Origin of the sequence: Prosthecobacter fusiformis (genome assembly GCF_004364345.1) — a bacterium.
Lineage (GTDB): Bacteria > Verrucomicrobiota > Verrucomicrobiia > Verrucomicrobiales > Verrucomicrobiaceae > Prosthecobacter > Prosthecobacter fusiformis.
Window position 1 is genome coordinate 224664 of record NZ_SOCA01000002.1, and the last position, 18779, is coordinate 243442.

14 protein-coding genes are annotated in these 18779 nt (G+C 57.6%); 10 read left to right on the forward strand and 4 right to left on the reverse strand.

Going from position 1 to position 18779, the window contains the following annotated elements:
• Positions 1-11 precede the first annotated feature (11 nt).
• From lpxA to EI77_RS06910, 7 genes are all read left to right on the forward strand, one after another.
• Positions 12-806, forward strand: a complete 795-nt coding sequence (gene lpxA / locus EI77_RS06880) for an acyl-ACP--UDP-N-acetylglucosamine O-acyltransferase (protein ID WP_133794054.1) — start codon at positions 12-14, stop codon at positions 804-806.
• 131 nt (positions 807-937) lie between these two features.
• Positions 938-3361 carry an LPS-assembly protein LptD gene (locus EI77_RS06885; RefSeq protein ID WP_133794055.1) on the forward strand — a complete coding sequence of 808 codons (2424 nt, stop codon included), beginning with the start codon at positions 938-940 and terminating at the stop codon, positions 3359-3361.
• 128 nt (positions 3362-3489) lie between these two features.
• Complete coding sequence (locus tag EI77_RS06890; RefSeq protein ID WP_133794056.1) at positions 3490-4806, forward strand: UDP-glucose dehydrogenase family protein; 1317 nt, start codon at positions 3490-3492, stop codon at positions 4804-4806.
• 57 nt (positions 4807-4863) lie between these two features.
• The gene (rsmB, locus tag EI77_RS06895; protein ID WP_279586902.1) at positions 4864-6117 is read left to right on the forward strand and encodes a 16S rRNA (cytosine(967)-C(5))-methyltransferase RsmB; all 1254 of its coding nucleotides are present in this window, start codon (positions 4864-4866) and stop codon (positions 6115-6117) included.
• The gene (locus EI77_RS06900) at positions 6114-6521 is read left to right on the forward strand and encodes an RNA-binding S4 domain-containing protein (RefSeq protein WP_133794058.1); all 408 of its coding nucleotides are present in this window, start codon (positions 6114-6116) and stop codon (positions 6519-6521) included. The genes rsmB and EI77_RS06900 overlap by 4 nt, the downstream gene beginning before the upstream one ends.
• A gap of 172 nt (positions 6522-6693) precedes the next feature.
• Positions 6694-7623: a D-alanyl-D-alanine carboxypeptidase family protein gene (locus tag EI77_RS06905; protein WP_166647092.1), complete on the forward strand. Its 930-nt coding sequence runs from the start codon at positions 6694-6696 to the stop codon at positions 7621-7623.
• 61 nt (positions 7624-7684) lie between these two features.
• The gene (locus EI77_RS06910; protein WP_133794060.1) at positions 7685-8776 is read left to right on the forward strand and encodes a 6-phosphofructokinase; all 1092 of its coding nucleotides are present in this window, start codon (positions 7685-7687) and stop codon (positions 8774-8776) included.
• A 52-nt stretch (positions 8777-8828) separates the two neighbouring features.
• On the opposite strand, the gene EI77_RS06915 is transcribed toward EI77_RS06910, so the two are convergent.
• Positions 8829-9326, reverse strand: a complete 498-nt coding sequence (locus tag EI77_RS06915; RefSeq protein ID WP_133794061.1) for a hypothetical protein — start codon at positions 9324-9326, stop codon at positions 8829-8831.
• A 170-nt stretch (positions 9327-9496) separates the two neighbouring features.
• Here EI77_RS06915 and EI77_RS06920 point away from each other — a divergent pair, with 170 nt between their 5' ends.
• Both EI77_RS06920 and EI77_RS06925 read left to right on the forward strand, forming a co-directional pair.
• Positions 9497-10177: a hypothetical protein gene (locus EI77_RS06920; protein WP_133794062.1), complete on the forward strand. Its 681-nt coding sequence runs from the start codon at positions 9497-9499 to the stop codon at positions 10175-10177.
• A gap of 60 nt (positions 10178-10237) precedes the next feature.
• Positions 10238-10654, forward strand: coding sequence for a hypothetical protein (locus EI77_RS06925; RefSeq protein ID WP_133794063.1), 417 nt, complete (start codon positions 10238-10240; stop codon positions 10652-10654).
• 135 nt (positions 10655-10789) lie between these two features.
• Here the strand turns inward: EI77_RS06925 and EI77_RS06930 are convergent, their stop codons facing one another.
• Both EI77_RS06930 and EI77_RS06935 read right to left on the reverse strand, forming a co-directional pair.
• On the reverse strand, positions 10790-11842 hold the full coding sequence (locus EI77_RS06930; RefSeq protein ID WP_243838708.1) for a Gfo/Idh/MocA family protein: 1053 nt from the start codon (positions 11840-11842) through the stop codon (positions 10790-10792).
• A gap of 534 nt (positions 11843-12376) precedes the next feature.
• Positions 12377-16630 carry a CheR family methyltransferase gene (locus EI77_RS06935; protein ID WP_133794064.1) on the reverse strand — a complete coding sequence of 1418 codons (4254 nt, stop codon included), beginning with the start codon at positions 16628-16630 and terminating at the stop codon, positions 12377-12379.
• Positions 16631-16860: 230 nt separating this feature from the next.
• Between EI77_RS06935 and EI77_RS06940 the strand changes: the two genes are divergently transcribed.
• Positions 16861-17313: a DUF4019 domain-containing protein gene (locus tag EI77_RS06940; protein ID WP_133794065.1), complete on the forward strand. Its 453-nt coding sequence runs from the start codon at positions 16861-16863 to the stop codon at positions 17311-17313.
• A 67-nt stretch (positions 17314-17380) separates the two neighbouring features.
• Here EI77_RS06940 and xylA read toward each other — a convergent pair whose 3' ends face one another.
• Positions 17381-18691: a xylose isomerase gene (gene xylA, locus EI77_RS06945; RefSeq protein WP_133794066.1), complete on the reverse strand. Its 1311-nt coding sequence runs from the start codon at positions 18689-18691 to the stop codon at positions 17381-17383.
• Positions 18692-18779: the final 88 nt, after the last annotated feature.

The following is an 18779-nucleotide window of genomic DNA, read 5'->3' on the forward strand; positions in this document are numbered from 1 at the left end:
TGCTAAGCCCAATGATCCATCCCACAGCCCTGATCCACCCTTCTGCCCAGATTGATTCCACTGCGGAAATTGGTCCCTATGTGATTGTGGACGGACCGGCTGAAATTGGCCCAGGCTGCCGCTTGGAAGCTCATTCCCAGATCGTCGGCCAGGTTAAAATGGGGGCAGGGACCGTGATCGGACGTGCCGCCATCATCGGCGGAGATCCCCAGGATCTGGGATTCAAGACTGAAACAGAGAGCGGCGTCATCCTGGGGGAGGCGAATGTCATCCGGGAACACGTCACCATCCACCGTGGCAGCAAGCCCGGCAGCTTCACCCGCATAGGCGATGGCAATTTCATCATGGCCAGCGCCCATCTGGCGCATGACGTTGTTCTGGGGAATAAAAACATCCTGGCCAATGCCTGCTTGCTGGCCGGTCATATCACCGTGGGCAGCCATACCTTCATTGGTGGCGGTGCCGTTTTCCACCAGTTCATCCGCATCGGGGATTACTGTGTGATTCAGGGGAATGGAGGTTTTGGCAAGGACATCCCCCACTTCTGTGCCGCTCATCGCATCAATCGCCTCATGGGGCTCAATGTCATCGGTCTCAGGCGTCAGGGCTTCAGCTCAGAACAGCGCGCCAGCATCAAACAAATGTTCCACCTGCTCTTTAGTTCTGGAAGAAACCTCTCCCAGGCAGTCGCCGCAGCGCGTGAAAAGGAGTGGTCTGAGCCTGCACAGCGCCTCCTGGATTTTGTCGCCACCCCCTCCAAAAGAGGCATTTGTGCGCTCCAAGGTGGCAGGGAAGGGGAGGATTGAGAATAAGCAGGAATTTTTCCACCTGCTTTTTCTTGTCACCTTTGAGGCGGTGGCCTATTGAATGGCCTGCTTGGATCAGTTCCCGGTTTAGTTTCCCTGTTCCTGGCTTTTTTCTCAATCTCTACGGCATCATGACATTCTCCCGACTGTGCGTCGTTCTCGGCTTTGCAGCTCTGATGGTCGCTCCTGGCGTTCGCGGCCAGGCTCTGCTCGACTCTCTGACCAGCAACCTCAACATTGAGGGGCTGGAAACCACCTATGACCCTGAAACAGGCCTGGCCACTGCCAACGGTGACGTGCGCATTAGCTACACCGATGTCGAGATTCGCTGCGGCACGGCCAGTTACAATGCCACCACTGGGGAAGTCATCGCCAGAGACAATGTCGTCATCTGGAAGGCTGGCACCACCTACCGCGGTGACAACATCATCTACAATGCCAATTCCGGCGAACTCAGCGGTGATGCCGTCCGTAGCGCCATGCCCATGGACATGGGGAACTTCTTTTACGAAACCACCAAGTTTGAGACCGAGACTAAACTGATTCAGAAAGTGGAGGGGGAGGACACTTACTTCACCACGCATGACGTGCAGAATCCAAACTTCCGCCTGCGTGCCCGTAAGCTGACCATTTATCCCGGGAATCGCATCGTCATGCGCAATGTCACCGTCCTGGCTGGCAATACCCCTGTCTTTTACTTTCCCTACATTTCACAGCCCTTGGAGGATGAGGTGGGCTACCGTTTCACCCCTGGTTTCCAGAGCCGCTGGGGCGCTTTCCTCCTGGCCCAGTATGGCGTCATCCATGGCGACCACACCCTGGCCAAATATCGCCTGGACCTGCGCTCAGCACGCGGTGTCGGTGTCGGGGCTGATTTCCTGTCTCTTCGCCACAAAGAGAACCGCAACAATTTCGGTAACCTGAAGCTCTACTATCTGAAAGACTCGGATCCGGATAAAAACCGCACCGGCGTGGCCCGTGGCCCGGTGGGTGAGGACCGTTACCGCATTAATTTCCAGCATCGCATCTATCTGCCTGGACCTGAAAAGAGCACCTGGTACCTGGATTTTGACATCAATAAGGTCTCCGATGCCCACTTCTACGAAGACTTTTACTTCAATGACTTCCGTGAGACACCTGAGCCAGAAAACCAGATCTCCCTCGTCCACAATAACCCCGCCTACCTCGCCACTTTGATGGCCCGGTTTCAGGCCAATGACTTTTATACCGTTGGTACCAAGCTTCCAGAGCTCGCCATCGACTGGACCCGCCGCCAGCTTTGGCACACCGGCATTTATCATCAGGGCACATTCAGCGCAGGCATCCTCAAGGATGAACTTGGTGATGAACAGGAGCGCGACTTTGCCGGCCTTATCACAGAAGGCAGGGGCGGTGTCCTCAGTGCGGATTCTACCCGTCGTTATCAGGATATCCTCGGCCTTGGCACTGGCTCAGTTTTGGGTGCAGGAGATATTGCCCGCGGGGTGGATCTCTTCTCGGCACAGCTTGAAGGTGCAGGTTTCGCCCGAGTCCACACTTACCAGGAACTCCTCTACCCCAAGACTTTGTTTGGGTGGCTGAATGTCGTCCCTCGCGTGGGTGGTGGTGTGACCCACTATTCGGATATCGACGGAGCATCACCTGAGCTTTCCTCGGAGACGAAGACCCTTTTCCATGCAGGTCTGGATGTCTCCTTTAAAGTGACAAAAACCTGGAGCGACTACTACAAGCCTGAGTGGGGCCTGGACGGCCTGCGTCACGTCCTTCAGCCATACCTGAATTACTCCTACTTGGATGCTTCCCAGGCGACCGGTTTCCGTGGTGTGGACCGTCTTTCCCCCACCACCCGTCCCCGCTCCATTGACGTCCCTCTTTATACCGCTGTGGATGATCTCCAGTCCTGGAACATCGCTCGTATCGGGATGCGCAACCTCCTGCAGACGAAGCGTGATTATACCAGCACCAAGAACGGCACCTTTTACTCCGCTACGAGCGAAGGGCCGCAGACTTATACCTGGGCTGGTCTGAATACGTATGTGGATGTCTTCCTCAAAGACCCTGAATTCGACCGTAATTTCTCCAACCTTTACAACGAACTGTTCTTCCGTCCGGTTCCTTGGGTGAATTTCTGGATGGACTGGCAGATGCCGCTCGAAAGTGGTGAAGGCAGCTTCACAGAACTCAACCAGGGCGTGACATTCATGCCAGGGCGTAATATGCAGCTGACTCTGGGTCACCAGTATGTGAGTGACAGCCCTTACTTTGCGGATTCCAGCCTGGTCTTCTCCCGCATCTACGCCCGCTTGACGGACAATTGGGGCTTCTCCATGAACCACATTTTCGAAATGGATGACGGCACGATGGAATTTCAAAGCTACAGCGTCTCGCGGGATCTCTCCAGTTGGGTGGCTTCAGTCGGTGCCATGGTCCGGGACAACCGCAATGGCCTCTCAGATTACGGTATTCTCTTCTCCCTGACTCTGAAGGACTTCCCTCAGCTCAGCATGCCGCTGGATATCGACCCCAACCCATCTGGCCGTGGAGGCAATCAGTAGGGCAGTTTTGCTCTTGAGAGTGAATGGCGTTGAGCGCAGTGTTGTGCTCTCATAATGGACCCGGTGATTCACAGCAGCAGCCACTGCTGGTAATCATCGGATTTCCTCGCCGTTTTCTCCTATATTTCATGAAGCTCACCATCATCGGTTCTGGATACGTCGGTCTCACCACAGGGGCTTGTTTTGCCGAGGTTGGGCATCAAGTGCTTTGTGTGGATAACGACGAGGCCAAGGTGAAATCCCTACAGGCCGGAGAAATCCCCATTTTCGAGCCGGGCCTGGAATCTCTCGTGAGAAAAAATGTGGCCGCACGCCGACTTCAATTCACCACTTCGACCGAGGAAGGCGTGGACCATGGGGAGGTGCTCTTTATCGCCGTCCCCACACCTCCTCAGGCCGATGGCAGCGTGGATCTCAGTTTCATCGAGAAGGTGGCCCGCGAAATCGCCCAGTACCTTTCCAGTTACCGCGTCATTGTGGACAAGAGCACCGTCCCCGTGAAAACCGGTGAACGCGTGGCCTCCACCATCCGCCGCCATGCCAAGCCAGGGGCAGAGTTTGATGTGGTCAGCAATCCTGAGTTTCTGCGCGAAGGCTGTGCCGTGGCCGATCTCATGCGGCCTGACCGCATCGTCATCGGCGGAAACAGCGACAGGGCGCTCGCCTTGATGCAGAAAATTTACGAGCCCTTTGTCGCTCCCGTCCTCGTCACTGATATCAACAGCGCCGAACTCATCAAACACGCAGCCAACAGCTTTCTGGCGCTGAAGATCAGCTACATCAATGCCCTGGCGGAAATTTGCGAAGTCAGCGGTGCGGATGTCCTCAAAGTCGCCGAAGGCATCGGCGCGGATAAACGCATCGGTCGCGGTTTCCTCAATGCCGGCCTGGGCTATGGCGGCTCTTGTTTCCCCAAGGATGTTTCCGCCTTCATAGCCATCGCTGAGCAGTTAGGCCTTCCCTTTGACCTGCTCAAAGAAGTCCAGAAAATCAACATCCGGCAGGTGGACCGCTTCCTGGATGCCATTCGTGAGGCGCTTTGGGTGCTGAAGGATAAAAAAATCGCCGTCTGGGGACTCAGCTTCAAGCCGAATACCGACGATGTCCGCTCTTCTGTCGCCGTGAATCTGGTGGAGCGTTTGGTGGCGGAAGGCGCTTTGGTCAGTGCTTACGATCCCCAGGCGATGCCAAAAGCGGCTGAGTTACCCATGGCTTCTAAAATTCGTTTCGCCAGCAGCGCACTGGATGCTGCCGCAGATGCGGAGGTCCTCATCATCGCCACCGAATGGCCGGAATTTGCCTCGGCGGACCTCGCCTCACTGCGCAGTACCATGCGCACCCCTTTGATCTTTGACGGTCGTAATCTGCTTGATCCTGTCGCCGTTCGCGATTTTGGCTTCCAATACCGTGGCATTGGCCGCGGCATCGTGGCTGAGCGTGGATAGACCGCCTGCCTGTCTGTTGTTAAGTCTGAGCCTTCCATTCTGAATCCGCTGAAAACCATCCATTCATCCTCCCCTGCCACCAGCGTCCGCAACCACGCCCTGGACGTCTTGACCGACTGGCAAAAATCCGGCCGCTTTGCCACAGACCTGCTGGACGAGCGCGTCCGCCGTGCCGTGCTTTCACCTCCCAATGCTGCTTTCCTTCACGATATCGTCTTTACGACGCTGCGGAATCTCAGCCTGCTGGACTTCTGGGCGGATCAAATGACTGATGGAAAGCATCTGGACCATCGCACCCGCTGGCTGCTGCGCATCGGCCTCTGCCAGCTCCTGCTTTTGGGCGTGCCATCCCATGCCGCCGTCAATGAAACTGTCGCTGCTGCCGGTCGTTCCGGGGCTCTCGTCAATGCCGTCCTGCGCCGTGCTGGGCGTGAGGAAGCCAGGCTGCATGCTCTCGTCGAGGCTCAGCCGCTGACCGTTCGTTATTCGCACCCAGAATTCATGGTCCGCCGCTGGATCAAGATCATGGGCAAGACCAAGGCCGAAAGCCTCTGCCAGTGGAATCAGGAACCCCCACCCGTGTTTGTGCGCCTGAATGCCCTTCACGAAGAAGCCTTCCTCCGACTGTCCAAAATGCCCGAGCTCACCGATATCGGTGAAGGCTTTTACCAATGCGAAAGTGCCCCACGCGAAGCCCTGAAGCATGGCCTTTGTTATGCCCAGGACCCCAGCACTGCCCATGCCCCGCGCATGCTGGCACCGAAACCGGGTGAAACCGTGCTCGATGCTTGCGCTGCCCCGGGTGGCAAAACCGCACTCCTGGCCGAGATCATGTGCAATGAAGGCCGCATCTTTGCCTGCGATTCATCTCCCGCCCGGCTCACCCGCCTGCGTGAAAATCTCACCCGTCTGAAGGTCCGTATCGCCCACGTCCACACCTTCGATTTATTAGGGGATGCGCCCCCACCGTTTGGCGATCTGCTCTTTGACCGCATCCTTCTGGATGTTCCGTGTTCGAATACAGGCGTCATGCGCCGTCGCATTGATGTACGCTGGCGCCTCCAGGAGGAAGAATTCGCCGTCCTGGCGGATACCCAGCGCCGCATTGTGGCTTCCGCCCTTCGTTTCCTCAAGCCTGGCGGTTCCCTGGTTTACAGCACCTGCAGCATTGATCCGGATGAAAATCAGTCCGTCATCAAAGCCATCCTGGAGGCTCATCCAGATATGGAATTGATCGAAAGCCGCCTCATCTTCCCGCCCAAAGAGCAGACGGATGGAGCCTTCGCCGCACGCTTGGTCAAGAAGGCATGAGCGAGGCCGTCCAGACCCAGCGGGCCGATAAATGGCTGCACCACGTGCGCGTCTTTAAAACCCGCAGTCTGGCCACCCAGGCCTGTACGAAAGGCAACGTCACCCTCGATGACCAGCCTGTAAAACCCGCGCGCGATTTGCGGGCAGGGGACGTCATTGAGGTGGTGCGTGGAGACCTGCGCCTGCGCTTGCGGGTGACCGCCTTTGCCCCACGCCGACTCAGTGCCCCGCAGGTATCGGAATTCTACGAAAACCTCACCCCCCAGGAGTGGATCGAAAAAGCTGCCGAGCTCCGCCGTCAAAAGGAGCTCGAAACCCCTCACGAGCACGAAATGGTGACCAAGCCTAACAAACAGCAGCTTCGCCAGTTGCGTGAATGGCAGGAGCAGAATCATTCCATGTAGCCGAGCACTGCCTGGCCCGAATTCACGGGGCTGAAGACAAAGAATAGACGGGGCGGAAACAGGGAAGGGGAGCTGCAATCCCCGGTTGCCCCTGGTCCATGAGGTGCTAAGAAGGAAGTGCCCTATGCCGCGTTTTTTCCGCCCTCTCCCTCTTTCAAAATGCGTCTCTGCCATGCTCTCCCTCGGGAGCATCTGGTTGGTTTTTGCCCCGGCTACCGCCTCTGCACAATCCGCAGTCCTGGCGGCAGATAGCTTCAACCGTAAGATTCACGTGGCCAATCAGGCCAATGAGAAGCGCCCCGTAGGCGGCCTAGCCAAAATCGCCACCGCCATGGTCACGCTCGATTGGGCGGAGGCCTCCAAAGCCGGCGTCAATATCCTCGCCACCGTCCCTGCCTATGCGCCGCAGGTCGCCGGTAGCAATACCCTCGGCCTCCAGCCAGGGGACCGCCTCACCCTGCGCGACCTCATTTATGCCACCCTCATGACGGCAGATGACATCGCCGCCATCACCCTGGGGGACTTCGTCGGGCGCGATCACCTTCAGCGGCTTCAGCGTGGCGGCGATCCGCTCAATGAATTTGTCCGTCAGATGAATCAGCTCGCTGCCCGCGAAGGTGCAAGCAATACCCGGTTCACCAATCCTCACGGGTTTGAGAATACCCGCACCATGCCCTATTCCACCGCAGCGGACATGACCCGCCTGGGGCTTTATGCCATCTCACGTCCGGCCCTGCGTTTTTATACCAACCAGCGCTCCCGTGAAGTCACCGTTTACCGTGCCACCGGCCAGCTTAGCCTGCCGTTAAACAACACCAATGAACTGCTCGGCGTATCCAGCATCGACGGCATCAAATACACCTCTACTCCCCGTTCCGGTGGCTGCATCGTCGTCACCGCAGAGCGCCCCGCTTCCGTCACCAAGCAGCCGGATGGATCCAGTCTCATCTATCGTCACCGCATGGTCGTCACCGTCATAGGTTCTTCCAACCCCGCTGCTGAAGCCCACGCGCTGCTTCAGCAAAGCTGGGCCGCCTATGATCGCTGGCTGGCCGCAGGCCGTCCCATCACAGACAAGCGCCAGCTTTTGAATAACTACTAATCTGGCTGCAACTCCGTAGTCCACCGCGCACACTTTTTCACACCCAACCCATACGAACGACATGCGAATCGGTATCCTCAACAGTGGCGGCGATTGCCCCGGTCTCAATGCAGTCATCCACGGCGTCGTTGGCGCTGCTCATAATCTTGGCTGGGAAGTCGTCGGCTTCCGCGATGGTTTCGAAGGCCTGCTGCCTCCGGGGGATTACATGATGCTGGACCCCAGCCGCACTGTCGGGATCATGAAGCTCGGTGGCACCATTCTGGGCACCACCAACAAAGGCCACTTCGTCGCCAAAGTCGGTGAAGGCAACGTCGCTGAAGTCCCCAAGGAAATCGTCGAAAAAGCCAAAAACACCCTCCGTCATTTGGAGATCGGCGCACTCATCGTCGTCGGCGGAGACGGCTCCCTGACCACCGGCCTGCAGCTTTACAACATGGGCGTGCCCGTCATCGGCGTGCCCAAGACCATTGATAATGACATCCAGGCCACAGCCATGACCTTTGGCTTTGATTCCGCCTGCCACGCCGTGGTGGATGCCCTGGACCGCCTTCACACCACCGCAGAAAGCCACAAGCGCGTCATCGTGCTCGAAGTCATGGGCCGCCACGCCGGCTGGATCGCCCTTTATGGCGGCATGGCAGGTGGGGCCGATGTCATCCTGCTCCCGGAAATCCCCTTCCACATGGAGCACGTGGCCGATGCCATCCGCCAGCGCGATGCCCGCGGCCTGCACAGCACCCTCGTCGTCGTCGCTGAAGGCGCACGCATGGAGACCGGGGAGCTTTTGAAAAAAGAAAACGTCGGTGGCAAAGGCGAGGACCGCCTGGGTGGCATCGGCGATTACGTGGCCAAAAAGATCGAAGGCATGACGGGCAAGGAAACCCGCGCCTGCACCCTTGGCCACCTTCAGCGTGGTGGCGCACCCACCGCCCTGGACCGCATCCTCGGCGTCCGTTTCGGAGCCAAAGCCGTTCACTTGATCGAAGAAGGCAAATTCGGCCGCATGGTCAGCTACCAGCATTATCAAGTCGGCGATGTCAGCATCGAGGAAGCCGTCAACCAGCTCCGTCTCGTGCAGCCAGATAGCGAAATCATCCGCGCAGGCCGCAGCATCGGCATCTGCTTTGGGGATCGCAACGTCTCTCGTTGATCCACCTCACGCCCCTGTTGTAAATGAGTCCGCGCCTTTGAGTGGCGCGGACTCAATTCAGTATCATTCGCCGCCGTTCCAGCCCTAGCTGGTTTCGGCGGTCCCGGCGCAGGCGAAATTCCTCCTTCTTCGGCTGCGTATAGCCCGCCGCCCCATACTCCACCACCACCGTCACCACCTGCGGTGCAGCATCCAGACTCACCATCCGGAATACAGGCTCCCTTTTGATGCGGAAAAAAGTATGCAGCGGGATGTGCGGATGCCCCGCATTCCACAGCCAGCGTCCGGGTGGAAAATCGCTCAGCTCAGACAGCGCCAGCAGCACCTCCCGCACCAGCGTTTCTTCGTGATGTTTCAGCAGCTTGGCAGCCGCCCGTCGGCAGAGCATCTGCTCCACGAAAGCCGCTGCCGGATTGAGGTGATCCTCCTCCATCTCCTCGATCACCTCCCGCGCATGAAAGGCCATGGACTCACGAAACTGCTCAGGGGTGATGCTGCCCGTATCGAGCAAGTGGAAAAGCTGGCGGGGGCTGGGGGGGACTTCGGACACGGCTGGATTAAAAAAGAACGTGCCATACCGCTGCAAGGATGATTTCCACTTTCTGCTCATTCCGGTAAGCCCCGCCCGTCCGTGACTTCCTGCTTGCCCTGCACCCCTTTTAGGCGTGATTATACACCGCCTTGGCCCCCTGCTGCGGTCACCGGATCCATCTCACTGCCATGAAGACACCCATCCAGCCTGCTTCCAGCATCCTCCAGGCGGCATGCGCCACCTGCCTGCTGCTGGCCATGACCAGTTGCGAAATGCCTCCCCGTGAGGCCTGGCGCATCATTCAGCGGGACGGTCTTTTCACGTATATGGATCGTGAGTACAATCCCAGCATCCTGCCCAGCCGCTATCTCACGTCCAATGGTCGGCCCTTCGTCCCGGCCCGCAGTTCCCAGGTACCCTACCGCCCCGGTTATCATCAAAGCCGTTACTTAGCCTCCACTTCCACCGTTCCTTATCGCACACGCCCACGGCCAGAGCCCCAGCGTTACTCACGGCCCAAGCCCGCACCCGCACCGGAATCCAAGATTCTTCTGGAGCCGTCTAAAACCGCATCATCCACACCTCGCAGCAGTCCCAAGCCGCCTCCAGCATCCGCCCCGGCTCCTTCCATGGATTCCCTGCCTTACGGCACCCCGGTCCCCGGTCGCCCCGGCATGGTGAATAGTCCATTCGCCACTCAGCAGCAGCTGGTCGATGTCACCGGCATGGCCGCAGGGGAAGCCGTCAAAGACCCTTACAGTGGAAAACTTTTCCGCGTTCCTCCCACCCAGCAGGCCGCAGCCGAACCGGCCGAATCGTCCCCTCCACCGCCTCCCGCACCCGCTGAAGAGCCGAAAGTACAGCCTTAAAACGGTTTCTGTGACCGTTCTCAGCGTTTAGAGTGACATTCGGGCTTGATTCCCCCTGTGATGGTGTCACTCTCCGCCCCCGCTTTTAGCATTCCAATACCAGCCACCATGGGCCAGCAACTCAACAAAATCGTCAAACGTCGCCGTCGTAAACTCTATGCCGCTCGCAAGAAAGCTCTTGTGAAGTCCGGTCTGAGCCGCAAGTCCATCGTCCGTGAGCCCAAGGCCGCCAAGAAGACTGTGAAGAAGGCTGCTGCCCCCAAGAAGGATAAAGCACCTGCCAAGGCCAAGGCTGCCCCCGCCGCTGAAATCGTGGAAACCACCGCCGCCGCTCCTGAAGTGGTCACACCGGTGGTCGAAGAAGCTGCTGCTCCTGCTGCCGAAGTGGCAACCGAAGAAGCTGCTCCAGCCGCTGAAGAGACCGCTCCTGCCACTGAGGAAGCCGCTCCTGCTGCTGAAGAAAAGACCGCTGAATAAGCTTCGCTTCTCAGCTCATATTTCTAAAAACCCGCGCATGCTCTGCGCGGGTTTTTTGTGTCTGGATATGCCACTCAAAAAGAAAGGCCCGGGTGGGAGCCATGGCCTTTCATGCTTCTCTTCAGATCAAATCCCTCACCCCAGCTCCGCGATCGTCACCGGCTTCCCACCCAGTTCCGCACTGCGGTCGGAGGCAAAGATCACCTCAAAGGTCCGCAGGGATTCGTTAAAGCTCGTCAGCGCCATGTCCTGGCCCTCATCCAGCGCATCGAAGAACACCTGAAACTGCGTCTGATACGGGTGGTCGCTCACATCACCGGAGTCCAGCATGTGCATGGACAGATTGCCCCAGGCCTTCTTGTCGCTCTTCAGCTTGTTGGAGTGGATCTTGTTATCCAGCAGGCTGCCCTCACTGCCCACCAGATGGGTGTGGAAGTAATACGGCTGCAGGCAGTCCACCACCGCCGCCGTCTTGCCCACCGCCCCGTTCTTAAATTTCACCAGCGTCACACTCGTCGTGTCATACTCATACGGGGCGAAGGTCGTGCTCTTGGATTTCGTGCTCAGGCTCGTCACACTTTCCACCTCCCCCGGCATCACCATCAGCAGCGCATCCAGCGCGTGGCAGCCCGCCGTCAGCAGCGCACTGCCGCCATCCTTCTTGCCGGTGTTCCAGCGGAACTGCCCATACCACGGCCCGATGCCATGATAGTAATCCACCTCACCATAATGGATCTCCCCCAGCAGCCCCTCATCCAGGATCGCCTTGGTGGACTGGAACTGGCCTGAAAAACGGCACTCGAAGCACACACAACCCTTCACCCCGTTCGCATTCGCCGCCGCCACGATCTCCCGCACTTCCTGGAGAGAGTTCGCCATCGGCTTTTCCAGAATGATGTGCTTCTTCGCATTCGCCGCCGCCACCGCTTGTTTGCGATGCTGGCTTGGATAGCTCGTGATGTCCACGATGTGGATGTCCGGATTGGCCAGCATTGCATCCAGGTCCTGATACGCCGTGATCGTGCCACCATGCTTCGCACTCAGCTCCGCACCATCCAGCGGGCGGGAGGAGTAAACCGCCGTGACCTGCGCCTGCTTGCTGGCGTTGATCGCTTCGATGTGGGCAGTCGCTGCCCAGCCATAACCAATGATGCCGACGTTGTATTTTTTCATGAGAAGAAGAGTCATTGCTCCCAAACCTGGGAGCCTTGTCAAATCAATACCCGCCCCATCGCCCCCGCCTTTCACTCTCATTCACTCCCCCGTGCCCCAATCACATACTTCTGTGAGCCTACTCCCATCTCTGTACTTCCTGCCCCCTCTGCCTCTCCGCCCCTCTGTGGCCAAAACGAATCACCAAACCAGCCCGCCTCACCGCAAAGGCACCTAGTTTCAGTCCTCTTGGGCCTGATCGGCATCCCTATCCCTCTTTCCCAGCTGCAGAGCGGTGTCCGTATTTTAGCCGCGCCTTTTAAGGCGCGGTTTCTCCCCCAGCACCGCCTTCACTCATTGCGTCGCAGCGCGCCGCGCGATCCTCCGCGATTTCACCACTCCATGACGCTAAGCCGTCTCATTCACTCCCCGTGCCCAATCCCATCTCTGCTCTTCCTGCCCCCTCTGCCTCTCCGCCCCTCTGCGGCCAAAACGAATCACCAACCCACCCCGCCTCACCGCAAAGGGGCTAAGGAGCAGAGAACGGTCACACCCGTGCCTGCTGAGTCGTCACACCCCTTGTGGCAGATGGTTCAGCAACAGCCTTAGCTGGTCGAGATTCACCGGCTTGACCAGATGGGCAAAGAACCCTGCCTCCTTCGTCTGGCGGAAGTCCTCTTCCATCCCGTATCCGCTCAGGGCGATGCCTGGAACTGGCCGCTGCCGCTGGATCTCCCGCATCAGGTCCAGGCCGCTGCCATCCGGCAGACCTAGATCTGTGATCACCGCATCAAAATTCGCCGCCGCAAACGCGGCCAGCGCTTCGCGTGAGTTCGTCGCCGTCGTCACCGTGTGTCCGCGGCGTATCAGCAATCGGGAAAGCACCGCCAGGGTCGCCTCATGGTCCTCCACCACCAGCAGGCGCAGCGTACGGTCCGGTTGAGCGGGCGTTTTCGGCTTTGCGGGCACAGAGGGTGGTGCTTTTACAGAGGCCATTTCCACGGAGAAAGTCGCGCCATGCCCCTCGCCTCGGCTCTCGGCATAAATTTCACCGCCATGTGCCATGACGATAGCCTTGGAGATCGCCAGGCCCAGCCCCAGCCCGCCAAAATGGTGTGACCCTGTAGCTTCAATCTGCTCAAAGGCATTGAAGATTCTAGTCAGTGAATCGCCCGCAATGCCGATGCCCGTGTCTGCAACAGAGACGATGATGGAGCCATCATTATCGGTTTGCGTATTCACCGTGATGGTGCCGCCTGTGGGGGTGAATTTCAGTGCATTCTTGATCAGATTCCAAAACACCTGCTGCAGCCTGGCCGGATCCGCCATCACATGGTGGTGTTCTGCTTCCAGGGTGAAACGGATGCGCACCTGCTTGCCCTGTCCATCACTGCGGACGATCTCCGCCGTATGCTTCAGCAGCTCATGGATGTCTGAAACCACCGGGGATATTTTCAACTTGCCATGACTGATGCGTGTCAGGTCCAGCAGATCGTCGATCAGGCGCGCCTCCAGCTCCACATTGCGCCGGATCACACCTAGCTGGCTGCGCACATCCTCGGACAGGCAGGTATCACTTTCCAGGGAGGCTGCCGTCATCAGCACCGGAGTCAGCGGCGTCCGCAGCTCATGGCTCAGCGCCGCTAGAAATTCATCTTTGGCACAGGATGACCTTTCGATCTCAGCCATCGCCCGGCGCAGGGACTTCTCCGCCTGCGTCCGTTCCGTAATGTCCTCGATCGCCAGCACGATGCGGTCCGGCGTCCCGTCCATGCTATCCACCTGCCGCGCATTCAGCAGCATCGTCCGGCGGCCCAGGCTCTCAAACTCATGCGTTACCTCATACCCGTTGAAGTAGTTTTTCTGCGGCAGGATGTCCTCCAGCAGCTTGCGCAGATCAGGGATGTCCCATTGCCGGTTGCCCAGTTCATAGATCAGCCGCCCCTCACTCTCCTTGGCATCCACATCAAACGCTTTGTAAAACACATCGCTGGCGGAGTCCACCCTCAGGTCCGCACGGAGGATTAGGAAAGGCACCGGCAGCGTCCTCAAGATCGCTTCAGCATAGTCTCGGGACGCCACAATCTGCTGCTGGTGGCGTTTCAGATCATCAATGTCATTGAGCACCAGCACCACGCCGTCGATCCTCTTGTCCAGCGTAATGTAGGGACGCACATGCAGGGAATACCAGCACCCTTCGTGATCCTTCACTTCCAATTCACGCGGAATAACGGTCTCCATCACCTCGGTGATGATGTCAGTCAGACCGGGCAGGTTAAGATGATGTCTCAGGCTGACAAAATTCCGCCCCAGATCAGCCGCCACCAGATTGAATATCTTCTCCGCTGATGCGGAAAAACGGCGGATCGAAAGATCCCTGCCCAGGAGCAGAATCGCCGTTTGCAGGCTGGCTTGCAGGTTGTTCAGGTCCGCATTCAGTCGGCTCTGTTCAGCGTCCCGATGCACCAGCTCCTCATTGATCGTCGTCAGCTCTTCATTGGTGGATTCCAGCTCCTCCTTGGAGGTTTCCAGCTCTTCATTGATGCTTTGCAGCTCTTCATTCGCACTCTGCAATTCCTCACTGGAGGCCTGCAAATCGTCTGTGACGGACTCATTTTGCTCCTGGATGGAAAGCAGATAGTCCCGCGTTTCAGCCAGTTCCTGCTCCAGTTCCGTGATGCGGCTGGCCGCATCTTTCTTCCCCTTGGGGAAAGGTGGAGTGGGCGGCTTCACCTTTCCCACCGGGCCGTTCTCAGCATTTTCAAAGAGTACCAGCAGGCACTGCTCCTTGAGGTTTCGCAGTGGGATCACGCGCAGATTCACAGTCCGCTGGTCACCGTATTTGCGGATCTGCACATTTTCCCGGCAGACCGTCGTGTTGTCCCGCCGCGCCACCTGGATGGCTGCACGCAGCGGCAGCATCAGTCCTTCAGGAGCCATCTTCAGCAGGTCAAAGCTGGCCTTGCCCGTCGGTGGTTCCAAAAAGGCTCCTGTTGCCCCCCGGAACTGCAGGATCTGCCCTTCTGCATTGATCAGCACCCCCGGTGGCGCAAACAGGCTTACCGAGATTCGGTCCGCCTCCCGCTGGGCATTGAATTCGCCACCTGGAGCATGCGCGAACTGCCCTTCAGCCAGGCTGCGTTGGCCTTGACGTTGTGCTGCGGGCTCCTTGGGCTGCGGAGAATGGAAGGACGGAGTCGTCGCCGATTTCCGGATAAAGATCTTCTGTTTTTTGTCAGCGGCCGTGAACAGATCCGTGAACTGACCGATGGACTCGCTAGCCCCCAGAAACAGATAGCCTTCCGGCTTCAGCGCATAATGAAATGCGGGAAAGATCTTTTTCTGCAACTCTGGTTCAAAGTAGATCAGCAGATTGCGGCAGGAGATCAGGTCCATCCGCGAAAACGGAGGATCACTCATCACATTCTGTCGGGCGAAGACCACCTGCTCCCGCAGGGCCTTGTTCACCCGGTAGCCACCTTCTTCTTCGGTGAAAAAACGCCTCAGTCTTTCAGGCGTGATATCCATCGCCAGAGACTTGGCATAAAGCCCCGCCCGTGCCTTGTCCAGCAGCGCCTCATTGAGGTCCGTGGCAAAGATTTGCAACTTCATTGGATGCGGATTCTCTGTGACTGCCTCAGCAAATGTCATGGCCAGCGAATACGCCTCCTGCCCGGTCGAGCAGCCCAGCACCCAGATGCGCAGGAGACCATTCCTTTTGGGCTGCGCCAAAAGTTTTGGGAAAACCTTGTTCTTGAGAATCTCGAACGCTTCTGGATTGCGGAAAAAGCTCGTCACACTGATCAGCACATCAGAATAGAGAGCATCCAGCTCCTTGGTGTTGCCATTCAGAAATGTCCCGTAAGCCGCCAGCGTCTCATGCTTGTTCAGCACTAGCCGCCGTGCTACCCGCCGCTGGATCGTGCTTGATTTGTAGAGTGAAAAATCCACCCCGCAATGTTTCCGCAGCAGCCCCAGGATTTTCACATAGCCTTCCAGGCTTTCCTTGCCTGGCTCATCCCTGGCTTCTGTCCGCGCCCGGCGTGAGTCCGTGCGTGGAGTGCCGTGTCCGCCGGATGCCAGCGCCGTATCTGCATCATCACTCTGGTCGCTCTCCCTCTCCGCCTCAGATGCTAGCCGCCCAGGCTGTGGCCCGGTGGCGGCTGCCATCACAAAAGGGTGCTTCGCAATGCGCGCCAGCTCCTTCGCTATGGCCTCTGGAGACAGCACAAAGTCCACGCAGCCTGCGGCGATGGCACTGTGCGGCATCGAGTCGTATTTGGCCGTTTCATCCTGCGCAAAAGTCAGCCCTCCTTCAGCCTTCACCGATTCCAGGCCCATAGTGCCATCTGTCGCCGTACCGGACAGCACCACCCCGATAGCATTTTCACGCTGGTCTTCCGCCAAAGACTCAAAAAAGCAGTCGATGGACCTCGCTGGACCCCTCACCCGGCCACGCGGAGTCAGATTCAGCACGCCTTTGGAGATCTCCATCATCACATTAGGCGGGATGATGTAAATGTGATTCCGCTCCACCTGCATCCCATGGGTCACTTGCAGCACCGGTATCGGCGTGCAACGTTGCAGGAGCAGCACCAGCGCACTCTCATGCTGCGGGTCCAGATGCTGGACGAGCACAAAGCCCATGCCCGTATCCGCAGGCAGATGTTTCAGCAGTTCTTGAAACGCCTCAAATCCCCCGGCTGAGGCCCCCACACCCACAATGGGAAAACTGCCCTGGATAGCAGGCGTCGTTTTCAGTGCCCCGGCACCTTTAGTGAGCCGCGGTTTGCGTGTCGAGGCTTTCGGCGCGGCTTTAATCAAGAACTTATCATACAGGTCCGCACCTCCAGGGCTAGAGAAATCGGTGAGTCAATCCTGCGGCACAAGATCCGTCTCGATTTACCAAATGACTATACCCCCCATAATGACAAGTCTTCTGCCTCCTCGAGTTAACCCCATAAGGAATCTTATACGATTTCACCACACCGCTTGATGAAACCAGGAATTCACCAGTCTTGCGTGCTGACAAGTTTTAGCGTTAGCTCAAACGCATGAATATCATTTCTGTCGCAGCAACCCTCTTAGCATCCATTCTGCTGATCGGCTGCAATCCGATCAAGAGCACTGCCGAGGCTGAAAAGGCAGCCGTCGAATTCCATGGGCTGTTCGATTCCCAGGATTATGAAAAGATTTACGATACTTCTCATCCTGATTTAAAAGCTGCCCAATCCAAACAAGAGCTGGTCGCTTTTATCAAAGCCGTTCGCGAAAAATTGGGAACCGTGAAGTCATCCGACAGAAAAGGCTGGAAGGCCAATTCATACAACCTCAAAACCACCGTTGTTCTTAGCTACGCAACCGTGTTTGAGCACGGACAAGGAACCGAAACCTTCACCTATCGCATTGAGGACGGTAAAGCATCTTTGCTCGGATGGCACATCAACTCGAATGCTCTAATGAGCAATCCGGCTCCATTGACAGCTGAAGCCGATAAACCGCAATGACCTTCTTCAGAAACCCGGACGCCGGGGACTTTCATCCCCGACGTCTTGAGTATCACTTGTTAGGCAGTCAGATAAAATCGTTCACCAGGTTCTCCAGCATCTCCTGGCGACCGCTGCCGATCATCGGCTCGCCATTCTCCAGCGTATAAGCCTCCAGCTCTGCAAAGCTTGCTGTGCCTGCTTCGATCTTTGCGCCGATGCCCTGATCAAAGGTGCTGTAACGTGCTTTTTTGAAGGCATCCAGACGGCCGTCTTCAATGATCGCTGCTGCGATTTTAAGGCCACGGGCGAAGGCATCCATACCGCCGATGTGTGCATGGAATAGATCCACCGGCTCGAAAGATTCACGGCGTACCTTGGCATCAAAGTTAAGTCCACCCGTGGTGAAGCCACCGCTCTTCAGCATCACCAGCATCATCTGCGTGGTCATATAAATATCCGTCGGGAACTGGTCCGTATCCCAGCCGATCAGTTCATCCCCGGTATTCGCATCCACAGAGCCCAGTGCTCCCGCAGCCACGGCCACCTCCATCTCATGCCACATCGTATGCCCGGCCAGTGTGGCATGGTTCGTTTCCAGGTTCAGCTTGAAATGCTCCATCAGCCCATGCTCGCGCAGGAAGTTCAGACAGGCTGCCGCATCGCTATCATACTGGTGCGTGGACGGCTCACGTGGTTTCGGCTCAATATAAAACGGTCCCTTGAAACCGATCTCTTTTTTATACGCCACGGCCATGTGCAGAAACTTCGCCAGGTGGTCCAGCTCCCTCTTCATATCCGTATTCCATAGGGAGGCATAGCCTTCACGGCCACCCCAGAAGGTATACCCTTCACCACCCAGACGGTGGGTCACCTCAATGGCCTTTTTCACCTGGGCTGCCGCATAGGCATACACACTCGCATTGGGGCTCGTCGCCGCGCCCTGGTTATACCGAGGATGAGCAAAGAGGCAGGCTGTACCCCAAAGAAGCTTTTTGCCCGTCGCCTTCTGGGCCTTCTCCAGTTCATCCGCCACAGCATCCAGATTCGCATTGCTCTCCGCCAGGGTTTCCCCCTCTGGAGCCACATCGCGATCATGGAAGCAGTAATAATCCACGCCCAGCTTGTCCATGAATTCAAAGCACGCCCACACGCGCCGCTGCGCATTGGCCACCGAGTTCGTCCCATCATCCCAAGGCCGCTGCGCCGTGCCTGCTCCAAAGGGATCCGCCAGCGTGTTGCGCATGGCATGCCAGTAAGCCACGCCAAAGCGGAAATGGTCCCGCATCTTCTTGCCGGCGATCACCTCGTCCGCATTGTAATGTTTAAAGGACAGCGGGTTCTTGGACTTGGGGCCCTCGTACTGGATTTTTTGAATGTCTGGAAAAGCTTCGCTCATGGTGTGAGCCGCCATTGGAACCGCTCCCCAGGAAAGCGTCAAGCCTTGTTCATGGCTTGCTTCATTTTCAACTCAAGTGAACGGCGAC